Raw genomic sequence first — 14157 nt, forward strand, 5'->3', positions numbered from 1 at the left:
CGGGAGCACAGCTCCGCAACGCTCCTGGAGTTACTTCATCTGCACCTTGACCGTGCCGCCAGCAGCGATTTGCTCAGCGAACGCCGTGAGGTGCGGGTCGGTGATCTTCCCGCCGCTGGATCCCGCCTTCCAGGCTGTACGCACCGCCTGCTTCACCTCAGCGAGTGGCCTACCGGTGTACTGCGGCACGAGCGCGTTGAGACGCGCCGTGAGGTCCTGAGCCAGTTTGGCCGTGGCGTCCCGGGCCATCCGTCGGATGGCGGCGTCATCGAACTTGAACGAACTGGCCATGCGGCCTCCCTCTACCGCCGCCGAAAGGTGGGTACTCACTCCAGGGCACCCGGCGGCTCTTCCACCGACCATATGAGGAGCCACGGACAACCAGATCGGCGTCCGGGCGGACGGTGGCGCTTCTCTAGCGCATCAGGTCCCTCGCGGCGGCCAGTGCGGTCGGGCCCCGCACCGCTGCGCCGGGCGAAAAATCAGCCCGTGAAGAGAGCCCACCGGTCCGCTTGGCTGGGATCGACTCGCGAATCCCACACCAGCGCCCCATCGACCAGACCCGGCTTCGCCCCCGCGGCGAGAGAAGGAGCGTCGAGACTGTCCGCCATGTCTTCCAGGAACACAGCCAGCGAATCGGCGTAGGGGTCACGATCGCCGAACTTGGTCCACTGGCGGAGCATCCCCGTCTCGGAATCTGCACACAGCCCGTAGACGGTGTCCGTCGGGCTGAAGGAAAACACAGGAATCCAACAGGGCTTCCAGAACAGGAACTCGCCGCCGCCATCCCGCCGCTGGAATTCCATCTGCATCCGGTAGACCTCGGCAACCTGGTCGAAGTTCATCAGCGCCCAGCCGTCCAGGAGGAACCCTCCCGCGGGTACCTCGCGCACCCCAGCGCAGAGCCCCCACAGCGCCCGCACTCCCGCCGGGACACGAACACCGAGGGACTCCTCCAATGCGCTCATCTCAAGCTCGGTGGCGCCGGGCAGCAACGCGGCATACGAAGCGGGAGCATGGCGGCCAAGCCACGCCATGATCCGCTGCCATGCATCGCCCACCTGCCTCGCTTGTATCTCCTCCTGGCGCGGATCGGCCGGCTGCGGCTGCGGTTCGGGAGGTTCGACATGCTCACCGTCCTCGCCGTACTTCAACCGCGGGGACATAGGAACCGGTGAGACCTGAATGATCCGCACCACCCTGCTCTCGTGGCCGCCGCGCTTGTAGAACACCCGCAGCTCCTCACCACGCGCGACACGGACGGACACCCGATAGTCCCCCCGATCCGGGTCGTACTGGCCCAGAAGGGGATTCGCTGCGAGCCTCGGCAACAGCTCCCCCACCGCATCCTCGGCCTGTGAGCCAAGCCCCCACAGCCTGGTGCGGATACGGTCCGGCACCTCGACCGCAAACTTCTCATCGCTCATAGCTTCTCCTTGACGGCCGCCCGTTCAGCGGATTCTTCAAGTCCGGAGCACGAAAGGCACTGGCGTGAGCACCGGGCCCGGCGAGTACGCCACCGCCTACAGCCCCTGCCTGCGCCTGCGGCGCCACGATCGGGATCTCCGCCGCGACCAGCACCCGCAGCAGCGCGATCGTCCACCACCGCGACGCCACCGGCCACGAGACCCCGCACCACCAGTCTCCCAGGATGCTGGCCCATCTCAGCGCCGGCGGCTTGGGCTCCACCCAGGAAGCATCGGGGGCAGGTCGCGGAGTCCTCCGGCAGGCCGCTTCGGCTGTTTCGACTCGCCATCGTCACGGTCCCAACGGCGACCGCAATGGTCAGGAGGACGGTGAACATGTGCAGGTGGGTGGTGGGCGCGACCACGTGGTGGACAACCAGTGGTCGATGCGTGTGGGACCGTTCCTGGACCTGCTGAACTTCTGGCTCCCCGTGGGGGGTCGGGGAGTGCTGAGCCCCCACGGAAGGGGCTCAGGTCCCGTCACGGGCGAGCCAGTCGGCGATCGCCGCGGTGATGGGCTGACCGGTCGCCAGTTCGACAAAGCCAAACTGGCCCGACTGGTTGCACTCCAAGAACCACCAGGTGCCGTCACCGTCCTCCGCGAAATCGAAAGCACCGTAGGCGAGTCCGGCGTGGTCCATGTAGTCCCGGACCGCCCGCGCGATCCGCGCGGGCGGCTCGACCGGGTACCACTGCGCCTCATCGGGGCTGCCGAAGCGGCCGTCCACCTGGTCCGGGCCCGCCTTCTTGCCGGCGGCGAACTGCCGGGCCCCCACACAGGTCAACCTGATGTCGGCGGTCTTGCGAACGTACTCCTGGAGCAGGGTGGGCCCCGCCGAGACCGACGAGAAGTCGGGGTCCGGCGGGACCATTGTGGTCGGCAGCACCATGGGCGGCTTCCCCGGATGGGTGCCGGAGACGGACTTGACCACCAGCTCCGGGTGCTGCTCGGCGAACTCTCGGGCCGCCTGCGGAAATGTCGTGATCAGCGTGTCGGGCACGGCGAAGCCCGCGCGGTGCGCGGCGAAGAGCTGCCAGGGCTTGTAGCGGGCCTGCTCGGCGGCGGCCGGATGGTTCATCCACGGTGCGGGCACACAGCGCAGTGCCCCGTACAGGGACCGCTCCGCCTCGGCGGTCAGCCACTCCGGCTGCTCGGAGCGCCGCGCGGCACCCGCGCCCGGGGTACCTGGGCGCCGGACCCACACCGAGCGCAGGCTGCTCATGCTCACCAAACGCTCCTGTACGGACAGGAAGCCGTGCACGTCGCCGCGCACGTACTCGGCGGACATGGAAACCTCGCCGGGCAGGCCGGCCGGGTCCAGTCGCACCACGGGCACCGCCCGCTCGTGCAGGGCGGCCACCACCAGGTCCGCTGTCACGTCCTCCGGGACGGTCAGGATCAGGACTGTCATGGACGTCTGAGGGCTCAGTCGTCGAAGTGGGTCTTGGAACCGGCGGTGGAGGTGGTGGAGCCGGTGGCTAGCAGCATCACCGGGTCACTGATGACGGGTCGCCCGTCGGGCAGCACATTGAGTTGCCGCGCGCAGTCGTAGGTGTAGAGGGTGGGAAAGGTGTCCGGGGTGGCCGGCCGGGCATGAAACAGCGCGAACGCTCGCATGGCTTCTCCTCTGTCACTCCGGCCCGGGTGATGTCCGGCCCTTGTGCCCAACTACGTCTCTACGTATGAGACTTGCTCAGCCACCCGAAGCGTTCCCCTTTACCGTGTGACGAAGGTAACTATGCGTACCCGAAGTGTATCGACTCGACACCCTCCGTCACATTTCGGCTTCCGTGGGTGGTGGATGCCTCCACTGACGGCGCCTGCCGTCACCGTCCTCCCCGAAGTCGAAGGCACCGTAGGCGAGTCCGGCGTGGCCGGCCCACACGCGCCTGCAGGAGTCCCACGTCGTCAGCCCAGCCCTCGGTGTTCGAGCAGGACTCGTAGGAGTAGCGCGTGTCTCGGTCCCCCTCTCCCCGGTGATGCGTTTGTATGCCTGGTCCGGTGTGCAGAGCAGACTCTCGGCCCAGTTGAGGTCAGTGGCGTAAGGAGAGAAGGCCGCAGGGTCATGGAGGACGCCGTTGAATTCGGTGCGGCCGGCGGCGACCACCGCGGCACGGGTGTAGAGGAAGGCATCTCCGCCCAGGTTGTGTCCCAACTCCTTACGGTCCAGCCGGTAGAGCGCCCATGACAGTTGTTCGGCATAGCCGATGACCAGCGACAACGGAGACTGGGCAAGCCGCTCGGTCAAAGTGGCTGCAAGGAGTTCGGCGTCCGGGTCAGCTTCCGTGGGCGTGCAGTCATCGATGAGCTGCCAGAAAGCGTCTTCGTTCATCCCGGCGAGCATGCCGCAGGGGTCTGACAGTCCTGTCTGCCGGGTCACCTGTTTGCTGCTGCTGTGAGAAGGACGCGTTTGCGGATGTCCGGCGGCTTCATGTCGAGGTGCAGGCCCGAGCGGCCGGTTGCCCAACCGCGGTGAGGGCCCGCAGATCAGAGACCGAACAGTCTCTGCGAGGGTGGCTGCATGGGCGAACTGGTGGAACATGTTGACGGTCAGGACCGGGTCGTGGGTGTCATGGAGCGTGGGACAGCGGTCCGCGGGCGGCATCTGTACCGGATGTCCATGGTGATCCTCAGGGACTCCGAGGACCGGTATCTGGTGCATCGGCGTCCCGAGAACAGCCCGCGATTTCCCGGGGAGTACAGCTGGATGGTCGCGGGCGCCGTGGGAGTGGGCGAGTCCTATGAGGCCGCGGCACGCCGCGAACTCTTGGAGGAGATGGGGGTCGATGCCCCGGTGCGGTCTGTCTTCAAGTTTCTGTGTGACGGTCAGTTGAGCCCGTACTGGTTCGCGGTGCATGAAGCCGTCGTTGACCCTGCGACCATCGCGCCGTGCCAGGACGATGCTGCCTGGCACGGTTGGCTGACCGAAACGGAACTGGTGAACGCGATGGCAGCCTGGACGTTCGTGTCGGACAGCCGCGACGCATTTACCCGGTACATGGCCCTGAGAGCGCAAGGGCGCTCCTGAGGACCGGCCTCCAGCGGCAAGACCAATCGTCACCGCCTCTCCCGGGCCGGTGACCGAGTCCAATGTGGCCCTCTGCCGGATAGCCCTCGTGCGCAAGGCCAATGACCAGCGCACACGCGAATACATGGCACGGGAGACCGCAGCCGGCCGAACGAAGAAAGAGATCATCCGGCGCCTCAAGTGGGCCAAATGCCCGGAAGGTGTTCCGCTACCTCACCACTGCGGTCACCGCTCGAACCGTGACCGGCCCCGCGTACGCGGGTCGCACGAGCGCGTCGTCCACCTCTGCGAGGGCGGCGACGGAGCCATGCACCGGCTCGGCGCCGCCCTGGCGGCGTAGAACAGGGCAGCCGGCTACCCGCGCCGGCAGGACGGTCAGCATCCGGCCGGGGCCGGCACGGCGGCGAGCGCGACCGCTGCAGCGAGCACCGGACGCGGCCGGGACAGGCGGGTGGGAGCGGACGGCAGCCGATGAGCGATGCCGGCGGCGGTGACACGGTACGGGTGGCGGCCAGCGTCAAGTGCGGCGAATCCGCGCTGGCGTGCACCGCGCGGTGGAGCAGCCGAGCGCTCCGGCGACCCCGTCATCATGGTCTCCGCCGCCCGGCACTGGCCGACGCGATGTGGGCCGACGGTTCAGCTCGACGCGAGTATGCGCGGGTGATTCCCGGTCAGCGGCGGCCGGCGGTCAGGATGACGAGGAACTGGCCGCCGCCCGCCTCGATGTCGGCGGTCACCGGCAGCCCCGGTACCAGTCGGGAGAATCGGTCCACCAGCCAATCCGCCGCCTCTTGGGCGTCCCGCCTGGTCGGACAACGGCCCACCATCTCGCGGCCCCCCTTGCGCTCCAGCCTCCCGGCAACGGTGATCAGCGGCGCGGGTTCGACCACGTACAGGCGCTCCGGCCAGGCAATGACCACCTTGACCGCGCCCTTGCGGGTGTTGCACCCGCGGTGCGCGAGCCGCTCGGCGACCTTGGCCTTCCGGTCGGCGGTCCGGCTGTCGACGCTGGGCCCCCGCGGGTCGTTCACCGACTCGTCAGGGTCGACCGGTTCGTCACACACCCAGCAGCGCCAGCCATCGCGCTCGGCCACATCATCAAGGAGACTCACCCCAGCAACCTAGCCTGCCCAGCCACCACCCCACGCACCAGGGCCCCGGCCATGCGCGGCCGGAGGCAGGCCTGGGCACATGGCGGGAGCGCCAGGGCGCGGACGGCGGGCCGGCGCGCAGGGCGGGGACCGGGCCCAGGCCGGCCGCCAAAGCGACCCGGCGCGGCGCAGCGCCGGAACCGAACGGACCCGGGCGGACGGCCACGGGCGCCGGGGCAGGAGCGACGGCGGGTCAGCGGCGGCGCCCTCGGGCTTCCGGTCGGAGGGGTCGACAGACGCCCTTTCATCGGTCCGAGACGTCCTCGACGTGGCACTCACTATCCGGCTACCCGTCAACCACCAACGCCTGGCAGGACACGACGGGGTGGCGTGGCGTAGCCACCTGCGGCAGCACCACCCAGAAGAACGGCCCCGCCACCAGGAGCGCGGACCCCACCATGCGGCTCGAATCTCAGTTCCGTGGCATTTCTTCAGATCTCGCACGCTTCGATGAGGTTGCGCCGTCCCGACGCGGAAGCACCGACCTGGCGCTATGGGCGGTATCGGTCCGGTCCCTCGGCCGCGCGTCACCTCGAGATGCGCGCTTCGATGCCGTCGAGCAGGAAGTCGAGGCCGATCCGAAAGGTGTGGTCGGCGTCCAGGTGGGTGGCATCGCGCACCACCGTGGCCAGCGCGGGGAATCGGCCCGTGGCGAAGTTCCGCTCCAGATAGGGCCCGAGTGAGGCCTGCCAACGCCTTTCGTCCATCCCGGTGGCCCGTTCGGCACGCCGCTCGGCGATCTCCCGACGCACCGCGCCGATCACGTACGCGTCGACCGCGGTGACCACCGGCATGATGGCGTCCACATCGACACCATCCAGCGCGGCCACCACGGCCTCCCCCCTGGCCAGCGCGTGCGGCCCGAGCTGTGGTCGCCCACCGAGCAGATCGGCGAGCCATTCGTGCTCGTGAGCGGCCTGCCGGGTGGTTTCGGCAAGAGACCGCAGCACCTCCCGCCAGCCGTCTCCGACCGGCCTGATCTCGGCGTGGACCGCGTCGACAATCAGGTCGAGCAGCTCCTCCTTGCTGGCGATGTAGCTGTACAGCCGCATCGGCCCGACACCGAGCGCGGCGGCGACCTTGCGTAGCGACACCGCCTCCAGGCCGTCCGCGTCGGCCAACTGGATCGCCGCTCGCACGATCCGCTCCCGGTTCAACGGGGCCAGTACGGGTCGATTCGGTGGCTCCGGCCTCTCCCACACCAACATGCCGCTAACAATACATCGCATCGAGCGATACAGTGTATCGGCCAGTACGGCGTATCGAGGTGGAGCCAACCATGACCATCGCCATCGTCGGAGCCGGCCTCGGCGGCCTGATTCTCGCCCGTGTGCTGCATGTGAACGGCATCGACGCAGTCCTGTACGAACGCGAACCGTCACGCGACGCGCGCGGCCAGGGCGGCATGCTCGACATCCACTCCGGCCAACGGGCGCTGCGCGAGGCCGGTCTGATCGACCAGTTCTACGCGATTGCCCGTGGTGAAGGCCAGGACATGCGTCTTCTCGAGCCGGATGGCACCCTGCTGCTCCAGGAGGACACACCCGACGACGCCCCGCTCCATCGACCCGAGGTCGACCGCGCCGATCTGCGCAACCTGCTGCTGGATTCCCTCTCCGAAGACACGCTCCGCTGGGGGCACGCGTTCAAATCCGCCGATAACGGCCTGCTGCACTTCGCCGACGGCAGCAGTGCGACGTGCGATCTGCTGGTCGGCGCCGTCGGCGCGCAGTCCCGGGTCCGCGCGCTGCTCACCGACGCCCGCCCGGCGCATATCGGCCAGAACATCGTCGAGGTCGGCATTCCTGACATCGATCGGACCCACCCCGACCTTGCGGCGATGGTCGGGCGCGGCAACTACTGGGTACTCGGCAACGGACTGTCCCTGGCAGCGCAGCGCAACGGTGACGGCCGCGTTCGCATCGGCCTCAGCTTCTATCACACGACCGAGGACTGGTTCGCTACCAGCGGGATCCCGTTCGACGACGCGGCCGCCGCCCGGGCGCGGCTGATCGAGCTGCTCCCCGGCTGGGACTCACGGTTCACCGCGCTGATCGCGGCCTGCGACGACACGGTCGTGCCGCGGTCGATCACCACTCTCCCGGTTGGCCTGACCTGGCCGTCGACGCCAGGCGTCACGCTGCTCGGCGATGCCGCGCACCTGATGCCGCCGGTGGGAGAGGGCGCCAACATGGCGATGCTCGACGGCGCCCTGCTCGGCCTCGCGCTGGCCGCGCACCCGGACGACTTTCCCGCCGCCGTCAAAGAATACGAACGCGAGATGTTCGAACGCACCAGCGCTGCCGCCCGGATGTCCGCTGACATGCAGGAACTGCTGACGTCGCCGGACGCCGCCCAGAAAATGCTCGCATTCTTCCAACCTGGCTGAATGTCGCCGATACCACCAGGCAACCGGCCACCCAGCCAACGCGATCACCCGCGGGTTCGAGTCGTTGCCGGGCGCACCCCGTCCCGGCCGTCCGCCGCGCTGGCCGTGGGAGGACCTGGACACCTTGGAGGCAATGCTGCACGCAGCTGCGGCTCGGGGCGTCGTCTGCACCCTGCCGGCCCTCGCCTCATCCACCACCGCCGCGGGCGGCGCGGGCCATGGACGCCGTGGGACGCGCCGTCGCCGGTAACACCCGCCCCGCCCAAGGAGCGGGCCGCCCCGACCGGTGCAGCCGCTAGAGCGACGGCACCGGTCCCCCAGGACCCAGGGGGCGTGTCAGCCGCTGTGGGCTGCGTCGAGGAGCGTGGGGCTGCGGCGGTGGAGTAGTGGCAGCGGGTCAGTTTTGCACCGCCCTTCAGCGGCCAGTCTCACCCGACGCCGACGGCCCGTTGCAAAGGCTTCGACGGCGACCGATGAGTTTTGGCAGGACGGGAAGTCGATACTTCCAGAAGGGCACCCGACCGCTCGGAGGCACCATGTCCACCAGCAACAACGCCTTGCCCCCCGTCGTCGACGCTTCCACTTGGGAGAAGGAGCTTGCCGCTCTGCGAGTGCGGGAGAAGGCCGCCACCCGCGAGCTCGACGCCATCGCGGCCCAACGCCGCCGGCTGCCGATGGTGGAGATGCCCAACTACGTACTGGAGGGCAAGGAGGGACCCGTCCCGCTCGCCGAAATCTTCGGCGATCACCCACAACTGATCGTCTACAGCCACATGTGGCACGAGGGCGCCGAGTGGCAGTGCGGGGGCTGCACCGGCTTCACCTCCCAATTCACCCGACTCGCGGGCCTGGAGAAGTTCGACGCCCGGTTCGTGATCGTCACCCAAGGCCCGATCGACGAGGCGCTCGCCTACCAGCGCAAGGTGGGCAACACCATGACGTGGTACTCGACGGCGAACAGCACGTTCGGCAGCGATATCGGTGCCCCGCCGAACGGCGGCTTCGCGGTCAACGTGTTCCTGCGCGACGGCGACACGGTCTACCGCACCTGGCACACCGACGGCCGCGGCACCGAGCAACTGAGCTACCTTTTCGCTCTCGTCGACCTCCTGCCCTACGGCCGCCAGGAGGAATGGCAGGACTCCCCCGAAGGCTGGCCCCAGTCACCGACCTACAGCCGCTGGGCAACATCGCAGGAAATCGCGGCGGCGTACGGCGAAGGCAACAACTGAGGCTCTACGGACGGAAATGCTCCAACCGCAGGTTGCAGGCCGCTTGATGACGACCTGACCGTCTCGGCCTTGCCGCTGTGCACGTCATGGTTGCCAGCCCTCCTGGGCTGCTGACGACGGCAATGCGGGGCGCAGCCGCATCCTCACCGCGGAGATGCCCGGCCGGAGCTGAGCTCCCCCCGGGGCAGGGCCGGGCAGTCCGCTGCCCGACCCGGCCCCGGGTCTGAAAACCGGGCCCGAAAACGGCCTCAGCGGGCGCTGTATGTGTAGACGGCGGTGGAGGAGGCGCACTCGCCGGGCGGGATCATCTCGACCCGCAGGGTGCCAGTACGGGCGTCGTAGTCCACGCCTTCGGTCTCGAAGTCGGTCCCCGCGCAGGCGGAGCGCTGCGGGAGGGGGAGGATGACGGAGACGTGGCCGGTGACGGGCTTGCCGTCGAGCGCGCGGTCGAGGTCCACCTGGAACAGCGGGCGCTCCACCGGCCACAGCGACAGGGTGCTGTCGTCGGAGGCGCACATCAGGCGTCTCGCCGAGACGAAGTCGCAGCCCTGGATGTCCCGGACGGGGTGGTCCAGGGAGATCCGGCCTGCCTCGGGAAGCTCGCCGCCACCCGCGGGGGCCTGGGTGTTGAAGACTGGTGCCGGGAAGACCAGGAGCCGGTCCTGCTGATCCCACTCGCCCGAGACCAGCCACTGCGCGTCGGGCGAGACGGCGGCGAAGGAGTTGTTCATCCGCTCGTCGCCCTGGAGCTGGTGCGTGTAGACGAGGCGCTTTCCGCCCGGGGTGGTGACGGCGAACACCTTGGCTGTCGCGCCGCCATTGCCCTGGTAGGCGTCGAAGATGTGCTGGCGGGCGATCTCCGGGTCGCCGATGTGGGTCCAGCCCTGGTCTCTGAGGTCCTGGGGGATGGAGCCGTTGCCGCGGAACAGCAGGCTGTGGTTGCTCCAGGAGGCCAGGCCCTGGCCGCCGGCCCGCGAGTTGACGTACAAGACGCCGGTCTCGGTCCACCTGTCGGAGGAGGGGGAGCAGGAGGCGGCGGCGGTCGCCGTTCCACTGGCGGCTGCCAGGGCCAGTGCCCCGAGGAGTACAAGGAACTTCTTCATGGCTTTTCAGACCTTCGTCTCAATGAAGCATTCTGCGGATCGGCCCATTTGGGGCAGGGGTTGGCGCTGTGCGGGCATGGCGGATGTGTCCCTCCTCTTCGAGGAAAAACGGGTGCTGGAGCGAAGAGGATCCAGTCAGTGCGGTGGGCGACGCGGGTGTGGAACACCGGCAGCCGAGCGATATCGGTTCGTCGTGGTGCGTGGCAGGGCCGTGGTCGTCACACAAGTGCCGTCAAAGAGCGCCGCGGCCGCACCCGGAGCGGCTCGCATACGAGCCGGTCAGCGTCCCTCCCGAGAGCGCTCCGCTTCAGCACTCAGTGGACCGCTTCCGATCGGTGCGTGCCAGCTGCTAAGACTCGGCCGGGATATTTCATGCGATTCATACCTTGCGGTCTGGTTGTCCAGTCAGGGTGGAACAGCCTGCGCGCGATCGAGACGCCGACTTTCGAGATGCCGCCCAAGTCCCGCCGCATGTCCGGCGGTGGCCTCCGACAGCCGCTCCCTTCACGTCCGCGCAACGCCCGGCCGCCCCCCGGGGCGGCTGTCGGCCGGCGTCTGCAGCCTCCCGTAGTCCCGTACCTTCCGCGTGAATCCGCCCTTACTGTCAGGGGCGAGCCAGATGGCCGTCCGACACCCGCCGGAACCCCGTTCGACCTCCCCGATGTACCGCTTCGTCTACTTGCTTCCCACCTGGGATGACTTCCTCTGGAGCCTCATGTCCCGCTCTCAAGGTGTCCACGAGCAAGGGAACTTCAGTGCACCGAGGACGAGTTGGCCGGACGAATCCGTGCCATCCACGTGACATGCCGCGGCGCCTACGGGTTATCGAGAGAGCGTCGCTGAGGCGCAGCAGTACGCCGCTGAGGGAGTGACCGTCGTCGACATGGAAGCGGCCGGGGTGTTCGGTCGCTCGCTACCGACAGATCCCGGCCACGGCCGCCTTCATCACCTTGGCGATGTCTGCAGCGGTGGAGTACCTGCCATCGGCTCCGCCGCAACGACGAAGTGCTTCGCGCGTTGCGTTGTTGGCTGCTGCGGTGTGCGCGGTCCCGGAAAACGGTTCGACGGCTTCGCGGAGTCCTGGCACAGTGGCGCACCATGACGGACGTCGAGCTCTTGACCGCCGCGGACATTCCGCTCATGCAGGGTCTGGCACAGCGCGTCACCGCCACCCGCCCGGACCTGATCAGCGCCGACGCTTCGTACGGGGAGCTGGCCTGGGTCTGGGGCAAGGGGTGCGCCGCCTACGGCGCAACCTGGCCGCGTCGGCTGTGGTTCTCCGGTGACGAATTGGTGGCGTGGGGCTGGGCCTTTCTTCCCCGCCAGGTGAGGCGCAATGACGGTTCGGTCACGGACGTCACCGGCGCCTCTCTGAGTTATCAGGTCCATCCTGACCACCCCGAACTGGTCGACGAAGTGATCGAGTGGTACGACGATGTGGCGGCCGGCCTCGAGCGCACGGTGTTGCCGACGTCCGCCGAGGAGTTCGCCCTGAAGCGATGGGCGGCGCACGGCTATGAGAGCGACGTGGAGGCGCTCGGTGACACCGGCGACTGGACCCAGCTCAACGAGCGGGACCTCACCGATGTCGAGCGGCCGGTGCTGCCGGCCGGATTCCGGTTCCGCACCGCCGACGAGGCCGGACCGGAGGCCGCGGTCCGGGCCCATTTGGATGCCTGGGCTCACTCTGCGTACACAGCCCAAAGCTACAAGGATGTCCGGCAGACCGCGGCCTATCGCGGCGACCTTCACGTCCTGGTGGAGGCGCCGGACGGAACAATGGCATCCTCGACGATCATGTGGTTCGACACGGCGAACAAGACCGTCGAGTTCGAGCCGGTCGGAACGCATCCGGACTACCGGCGACTCGGGCTGGCAAGGGCGATGATGCTGCACGGGATGCATCTGGCGCGGACGGCCGGGGCCACTCATGCGACGGTCGTCTGCCTGGGTGCGCCGGGGCATCCCAAAGCGCGCGGGCTGTACTACGGCCTCGGTTTCCGGGAGCTCTCACGAGACGCGCCGCTCATCAAGACCAGGACCAAGGCCAAGACCACGACCGCGGGCTGAGGACCGGTCGTTCGGGCAGTCGCTAATCAAGCCATGTTGGCGCGGGCGACGACCTGACGTAGTGCTTGTCGGCGGCGTGTTTGTTCCGCCAGATGATGTATCGGCGGATCATACTGCCCTGCTCCTACATGCGGCGTGGTCACGCGTGGGCGCGACGGGTTGGCCACCCATCCCGCACCCGACACCATCCCGCTACCATCCCCATGCTTGGTCCGTTGACCAGCACATACACCGAAGTCCGGCTGGAGTACCAGGCCATCGACCAACGCTGACCGACGCCGCCCGGAGCAACATCTCGCCCAGCTCCTCACCGACCTCCACAGGGCACGGAAGTCGTCGCGCGGGTGATCCGGTGATCGTCGCGGCTGCGGCCGTCTGCCGGCCGTCGGCTCCCAGGGTCGGACCACCGTGGGACGACGGCCCGGCCGACGTCCGGTCTACCGCTGCCGGAGCGGGCGCGCGGGCGCGCGGAGGCCCTTGGCGGTGAGGTGGGCGGCGAGGGCGGTGATGGTGGGGTGGTCGAAGAGGAGCGTGGGGTACAGCTCCGTGCCCAGGGCCGTCTCCAACTTGCCGGCGATCGTGAGGAGGTCGAGGGAGGAGAGGTCGAGTTCGTGGAAGGTTTCGTCGGGGTTGGGCGAGCCGCCCCGGGTGGTGAGGCGTTCGGCGACCAGGTCGGTGACGAGGGCGCCCATCTCCGGGTCCGCCGTCGCGGCGGCCGGCCGGGCCGGGCGTCGCACCTCCGCCGCAAAGACCGGCTTGGCGCGGTAGCCGCTCAGCCGTGCCGCCACCTCGCCGCCCGGCGCGCAGAGGTCGATGTCCGCGACGATCTCCTGCGGGTCGTCCCCGTACAGATCCGCGAGCTGCGGTGAATGCACCATGCTGTGCGCGCCCAGCGGGGTACGGACCCGGAAGGAGTCGACGTAGCTCGCCGTGAAGGGCTCGCGGATCGCACTTCGTACCTCCTGCGGGAACTCCAGGAACGGCACCATCGCCGCGAAGTCCAGGAAGGCGGGGTGCACGACGAAGTCGCCGAGCCGTTCCGCCGCACCCGGATCGAGACGCACATCGGCCACGGCGAAGTCCTCGCCGACGCCGACCCGGCCGCGGACCTTCATGAAGGGGCCGTGCTCGATGCCCAGCCGGCCGGCGAGCGCGTACAGCGTGTCGGCGGCGTCCGAGCCGGAGGCTTGCTCCGACGCCGCCGCGAGGCGCCCGGCGGCCACCGGCCTCGGCTGCCACGGACCCACCGCGTCGATCTCGGCCTCGAAGACGGTCTGCCATTCCTGCCCGGCGGGCTCCCGGCCCCGTATCGCCACCGGCAACCCGCCGCGACCCTCGCGCTCACCGACCACCACCAGCAGCTGGCGGTCCCCGTCCACCAGGGCGAACAGCGGCTCGACGAACGCGCAGCGGCGCAGCTCCACCACCCCCGGGTCGACACCGAGGTCACGCACCAGCCGCATCACCAGGTCGAGGTGGAACAGCCCGGGCAGCACCGGCGTGCCGTGGACGAGGTGATCGCGCACCATTGCGTCGCGAGCGGTCACCTTGGTGAGGAAGCTGTGGCCGCTCAGCGTGCGCAGCACGGCCTTCGCGTCAAAGGACCGCTGGGGATGGGACATGGTCAGTTCAGCTCCTCGACCGTCGGAATCCGGGGTCACAGAGTGCCGGGTGCGGGTCGCGGTCCGGTCGGTTCGGCGCGGAGGCGCCGTCTGCG

14 protein-coding genes and 1 pseudogene are annotated in these 14157 nt (G+C 68.8%); 5 read left to right on the plus strand and 10 right to left on the minus strand.

What is annotated here, in order from left to right; genetic code table 11:
• Positions 1 to 30: 30 nt before the first annotated feature.
• The 5 genes from AC07DC_RS40590 to AC07DC_RS40610 form a co-directional block, all read right to left on the minus strand.
• Positions 31 to 291 (minus strand): hypothetical protein, encoded by a 261-nt coding sequence (locus AC07DC_RS40590; protein ID WP_478919943.1) that lies wholly within the window; start codon positions 289 to 291, stop codon positions 31 to 33.
• 191 nt (positions 292 to 482) lie between these two features.
• Positions 483 to 1427, minus strand: a complete 945-nt coding sequence (locus tag AC07DC_RS40595) for an SMI1/KNR4 family protein (RefSeq protein ID WP_478919944.1) — start codon at positions 1425 to 1427, stop codon at positions 483 to 485.
• A 509-nt stretch (positions 1428 to 1936) separates the two neighbouring features.
• The gene (tgmB, locus tag AC07DC_RS40600) at positions 1937 to 2878 is read right to left on the minus strand and encodes an ATP-grasp ribosomal peptide maturase (RefSeq protein ID WP_478919945.1); all 942 of its coding nucleotides are present in this window, start codon (positions 2876 to 2878) and stop codon (positions 1937 to 1939) included.
• Positions 2879 to 2892: 14 nt separating this feature from the next.
• The gene (tgmA, locus tag AC07DC_RS40605) at positions 2893 to 3084 is read right to left on the minus strand and encodes a putative ATP-grasp-modified RiPP (protein WP_478919947.1); all 192 of its coding nucleotides are present in this window, start codon (positions 3082 to 3084) and stop codon (positions 2893 to 2895) included.
• A gap of 157 nt (positions 3085 to 3241) precedes the next feature.
• A complete protein-coding gene (locus AC07DC_RS40610; RefSeq protein WP_478919948.1) occupies positions 3242 to 3799 on the minus strand; it encodes a DUF4240 domain-containing protein in 558 nt (185 codons plus the stop codon).
• 189 nt (positions 3800 to 3988) lie between these two features.
• Here AC07DC_RS40610 and AC07DC_RS40615 point away from each other — a divergent pair, with 189 nt between their 5' ends.
• Both AC07DC_RS40615 and AC07DC_RS40620 read left to right on the plus strand, forming a co-directional pair.
• A complete protein-coding gene (locus AC07DC_RS40615) occupies positions 3989 to 4495 on the plus strand; it encodes an NUDIX hydrolase (RefSeq protein WP_478919949.1) in 507 nt (168 codons plus the stop codon).
• A gap of 49 nt (positions 4496 to 4544) precedes the next feature.
• A complete protein-coding gene (locus AC07DC_RS40620) occupies positions 4545 to 4835 on the plus strand; it encodes a hypothetical protein (protein WP_478919950.1) in 291 nt (96 codons plus the stop codon).
• A gap of 331 nt (positions 4836 to 5166) precedes the next feature.
• Here the strand turns inward: AC07DC_RS40620 and AC07DC_RS40625 are convergent, their stop codons facing one another.
• Positions 5167 to 5607 (minus strand): hypothetical protein, encoded by a 441-nt coding sequence (locus AC07DC_RS40625; protein WP_478919951.1) that lies wholly within the window; start codon positions 5605 to 5607, stop codon positions 5167 to 5169.
• Between the two features lie 566 nt (positions 5608 to 6173).
• On the minus strand, positions 6174 to 6854 hold the full coding sequence (locus AC07DC_RS40630) for a TetR/AcrR family transcriptional regulator (protein ID WP_478919952.1): 681 nt from the start codon (positions 6852 to 6854) through the stop codon (positions 6174 to 6176).
• A gap of 71 nt (positions 6855 to 6925) precedes the next feature.
• On the opposite strand from AC07DC_RS40630, the gene AC07DC_RS40635 reads away from it, so the two are divergent.
• Both AC07DC_RS40635 and AC07DC_RS40640 read left to right on the plus strand, forming a co-directional pair.
• Entirely contained in the window at positions 6926 to 8035 is a 1110-nt protein-coding gene (locus AC07DC_RS40635; RefSeq protein ID WP_478919953.1) for an FAD-dependent oxidoreductase, read from the plus strand.
• A gap of 536 nt (positions 8036 to 8571) precedes the next feature.
• A complete protein-coding gene (locus tag AC07DC_RS40640) occupies positions 8572 to 9267 on the plus strand; it encodes a DUF899 family protein (RefSeq protein WP_478919954.1) in 696 nt (231 codons plus the stop codon).
• A 248-nt stretch (positions 9268 to 9515) separates the two neighbouring features.
• On the opposite strand, the gene AC07DC_RS40645 is transcribed toward AC07DC_RS40640, so the two are convergent.
• Entirely contained in the window at positions 9516 to 10370 is an 855-nt protein-coding gene (locus AC07DC_RS40645) for a hypothetical protein (protein ID WP_478919955.1), read from the minus strand.
• 1098 nt (positions 10371 to 11468) lie between these two features.
• Here AC07DC_RS40645 and AC07DC_RS40650 point away from each other — a divergent pair.
• Positions 11469 to 12440: a GNAT family N-acetyltransferase gene (locus tag AC07DC_RS40650; protein ID WP_478919956.1), complete on the plus strand. Its 972-nt coding sequence runs from the start codon at positions 11469 to 11471 to the stop codon at positions 12438 to 12440.
• 26 nt (positions 12441 to 12466) lie between these two features.
• Here AC07DC_RS40650 and AC07DC_RS40655 read toward each other — a convergent pair.
• Both AC07DC_RS40655 and AC07DC_RS40660 read right to left on the minus strand, forming a co-directional pair.
• Positions 12467 to 12564: pseudogene (locus tag AC07DC_RS40655) on the minus strand (transposase); the annotation flags it as partial.
• A 313-nt stretch (positions 12565 to 12877) separates the two neighbouring features.
• Positions 12878 to 14062: a phosphopantetheine-binding protein gene (locus AC07DC_RS40660; protein ID WP_478919957.1), complete on the minus strand. Its 1185-nt coding sequence runs from the start codon at positions 14060 to 14062 to the stop codon at positions 12878 to 12880.
• Positions 14063 to 14157: the final 95 nt, after the last annotated feature.

Source organism: Streptomyces sp. NPDC045021 (genome assembly GCF_056432645.1).

Coding starts and splice junctions, on each gene's coding strand:
- AC07DC_RS40590 (WP_478919943.1), bottom strand. CDS start 291: ATGGCCAGTTCGTTCAAGTTCGATGACGCCGCCATCCGACGGATGGCC.
- AC07DC_RS40595 (WP_478919944.1), bottom strand. CDS start 1,427: ATGAGCGATGAGAAGTTTGCGGTCGAGGTGCCGGACCGTATCCGCACC.
- tgmB (WP_478919945.1), bottom strand. CDS start 2,878: ATGACAGTCCTGATCCTGACCGTCCCGGAGGACGTGACAGCGGACCTG.
- tgmA (WP_478919947.1), bottom strand. CDS start 3,084: ATGCGAGCGTTCGCGCTGTTTCATGCCCGGCCGGCCACCCCGGACACC.
- AC07DC_RS40610 (WP_478919948.1), bottom strand. CDS start 3,799: ATGAACGAAGACGCTTTCTGGCAGCTCATCGATGACTGCACGCCCACG.
- AC07DC_RS40615 (WP_478919949.1), top strand. CDS start 3,989: ATGGGCGAACTGGTGGAACATGTTGACGGTCAGGACCGGGTCGTGGGT.
- AC07DC_RS40630 (WP_478919952.1), bottom strand. CDS start 6,854: ATGTTGGTGTGGGAGAGGCCGGAGCCACCGAATCGACCCGTACTGGCC.
- AC07DC_RS40635 (WP_478919953.1), top strand. CDS start 6,926: ATGACCATCGCCATCGTCGGAGCCGGCCTCGGCGGCCTGATTCTCGCC.
- AC07DC_RS40640 (WP_478919954.1), top strand. CDS start 8,572: ATGTCCACCAGCAACAACGCCTTGCCCCCCGTCGTCGACGCTTCCACT.
- AC07DC_RS40645 (WP_478919955.1), bottom strand. CDS start 10,370: ATGAAGAAGTTCCTTGTACTCCTCGGGGCACTGGCCCTGGCAGCCGCC.
- AC07DC_RS40650 (WP_478919956.1), top strand. CDS start 11,469: ATGACGGACGTCGAGCTCTTGACCGCCGCGGACATTCCGCTCATGCAG.
- AC07DC_RS40660 (WP_478919957.1), bottom strand. CDS start 14,062: ATGTCCCATCCCCAGCGGTCCTTTGACGCGAAGGCCGTGCTGCGCACG.